The sequence below is a fragment of the Bartonella sp. AA83SXKL genome (genome assembly GCF_042196965.1).
GTDB lineage: Bacteria > Pseudomonadota > Alphaproteobacteria > Rhizobiales > Rhizobiaceae > Bartonella.
Genome location: NZ_JBHIRG010000071.1, coordinates 1 through 2,518, shown reverse-complemented (window position 1 = coordinate 2,518; position 2,518 = coordinate 1). Strand labels below are relative to the sequence as shown.

Annotated in this window: 3 protein-coding genes and 1 pseudogene; all 4 read left to right on the top strand. The window is 41.7% G+C overall.

Annotated features, from left to right (window positions below; genetic code table 11):
- A pseudogene (locus tag ACFINO_RS09605) lies at positions 1-372 on the top strand (hypothetical protein); the annotation flags it as partial.
- Between the two features lie 92 nt (positions 373-464).
- Positions 465-1,592 (top strand): N4-gp56 family major capsid protein, encoded by a 1,128-nt coding sequence (locus tag ACFINO_RS09600; protein ID WP_375635112.1) that lies wholly within the window; start codon positions 465-467, stop codon positions 1,590-1,592.
- 20 nt (positions 1,593-1,612) lie between these two features.
- Positions 1,613-1,993, top strand: a complete 381-nt coding sequence (locus ACFINO_RS09595; RefSeq protein ID WP_375654097.1) for a hypothetical protein — start codon at positions 1,613-1,615, stop codon at positions 1,991-1,993.
- An 11-nt stretch (positions 1,994-2,004) separates the two neighbouring features.
- A complete protein-coding gene (locus tag ACFINO_RS09590) occupies positions 2,005-2,385 on the top strand; it encodes a hypothetical protein (RefSeq protein WP_375611028.1) in 381 nt (126 codons plus the stop codon).
- Positions 2,386-2,518 lie beyond the last annotated feature (133 nt).

Here is a 2,518-nt window from a genome sequence, read left to right as displayed (position 1 = left end):
AGTTCTTGGTCATCACTTTATCCTGAGTATGGACAACAAAACACAATAGATGCGATTATAAGAGATCAATTGCATGCTCTTGTAGCGACTTGTGCACAAAGAGATCTCAATCCGGCAGAAGAGATTTATAGAATAGCGCAAAATCTTGGCTATCAGAACCAAGCATTACAAGCGAATAATCAAGTTGCTGCGCTTCAAAGCCGGCAGAATTCTGCGAGAACCTTAACGGCATCTGGTGGAGGGGGCAGTGTTGGACCAATCACTTTAGCAAGCATTGATAGGATGTCAGAAGAAGAATTTGACGCTTGGATATCAAATCCGAAAAATAAAGCAATTTTTCGGCAATTGCATGGTGCTGGTAACGGGTATTAAGAGTGCATTTTTATAGAAATTAGCCTGTTTTATGCAGGGTTATGGTCCGGCTTTTAAGCCGGTTTTTTTTACAGCAAAGAAAGGTAAAATCAATGGCATTAACAACAGTTAGAGCAGATGATCCTCATGCGATAAGCACGTGGTCAAAATTATTAAATACAGAAGTTTCAAAGGCGATACCTATTGCCCCCCTTATAGGCAAGGGTTCAAACAGCATTATTCAACTTAAAACTGAAACACAGAAGGGCAGAGGGGATTGTGTTACATTTAGCTTACGTACACAGCTTTTGGGACGGGGAGTTACCTCAGGACAGACGCTTGAGGGGAATGAAGAGGCATTACAATTCCTTCATGACAGACTATATATTGACGAGCTTTCGCATGCAGTTCGTGTAGAAAATGAAGGTAGTATAGCGCAACAACGTACAACGTTTGATTTGCGTGACGAAGCAAAAGATGGCTTAGTTGATTGGTATGCAGATCGCTTAAGCTTGATGTTTTTCATTCAAGCTTGCGGATATACAGCAAGGACAATCTCTTTTGAAGATCGGATGATAGATATCGAGAATGTGCATTATGGATTTAATGAACCTCTGGCACCAAGTAGTAAGCGAATTATCCGTCCAGATGGTAAAACCAAGGATGAAGATCTCAGTGAAGCGCCAAAACACAGCTTTAGTTTGAAGCTTATTGACGAAGCTGTAAAAATGGCGAAACTTGCTAATCCCAAAATTCGACCAGTACGTGTGAATGGGGAGAGTGTTTATGTTCTCTATTTGCACCCAACACAAGTGATGCAATTGCGCACCAATACAGAGACTGGACAGTGGCTTGATATTCAGAAAGCTGCTTATACGGGTTCGCGCGCGAAGAACCCGATTTTTGATGGTTCTCTTGGCATGTATAATGGTGTGATTTTACGTGAATCTGAACATGTCACTCATGGGGTTAAATCTACCGATCATACAGCGAAAAAAAGTGTGCGTCGTGCTGTTTTTCTTGGAGCACAAAGTATCGTTATGGCTTTTGGAAATAATCGCAATGTCAATCGCTATAAATTGGTGGAAGAGCATTTCGACTATCAACGTTACTATGGTTTGTCTGCGAAAACACTGATTGGCATGAAGAAAACCCGTTTCAAATTTCCAAATAGCTCTCAAGCAGCGCAAGATTTTGGAACGATTGTTATCCCCACCTACAGTGGTGAACCTGATAATTAATCATAGGGAGGAAGCAAGACATGGCAGATCAATTACCACCTCCACTACAGGGGAGAAATCTTCACACCCAACAGGTGAGTTTCTTACGTTTGAATATCTCGCATAAAGATAAGCATCTCACAACGAAAATAGGGATATTACCTCGTGGCGCTTTGATCACTTCGATGAAGGCTTTTGTCAAGACCGCGTTTTCTGAGGCAAAATTAAAGATAGGCAGCACCTATGGAGGCAATGAGTTCAGTGAAAAAGACATCAAAGCCCAAGGCACGCAAGATTTTACGCCAACAGATCAAAAGTCTTTTGTTGCAGATGATAAGGAGATGACCCTTTATGCAACACGGGATAAAACAACTGCGGCTGGTGAGTGTGTTGTGGTTGTGCAATTCGTAACAAATCATTGAGGGGATAAGACATGGCAGATTATTTACCACAGCCCTTGCAAGGGAGAAATCTTCATACCCAGCAGGTAAGCTTTTTGCGGCTTAATTTTAGCTATGAAGATAAAGAAAACGCTATGAGAATAGGTACGCTACCTCGTGGTGCTTTGATTACTTCGATTAAAGTGTTTGTTAAGACAGCATTTTCGGACACAAAGGTCAAAATAGGCAGCACTGCTGGAGGGACTGAGTTTGGTGAAGCGGAAATCAAACAACAGGCAGTAAAAGAGGTTAAGCCCACCAATCAGAAGGAATTTGTCCCTTATGATGAAGAGGTCACTCTCTATGCTAAAGCGGACAAAACAGTACAAGCTGGGCAAGCAAGTATAGTCGTTGAATTCGTGACTAATCACTGAGAGGTATTTTGATGACACGTCATTATATTCGGGTTAAGACTGGAGGACCGATACCTGTAAAGCGAGATGTTTATCGTCATAAGAGAACACTTTCGCACTTAGTGTCGGTCATTCAAGATGAGATTGATGACAT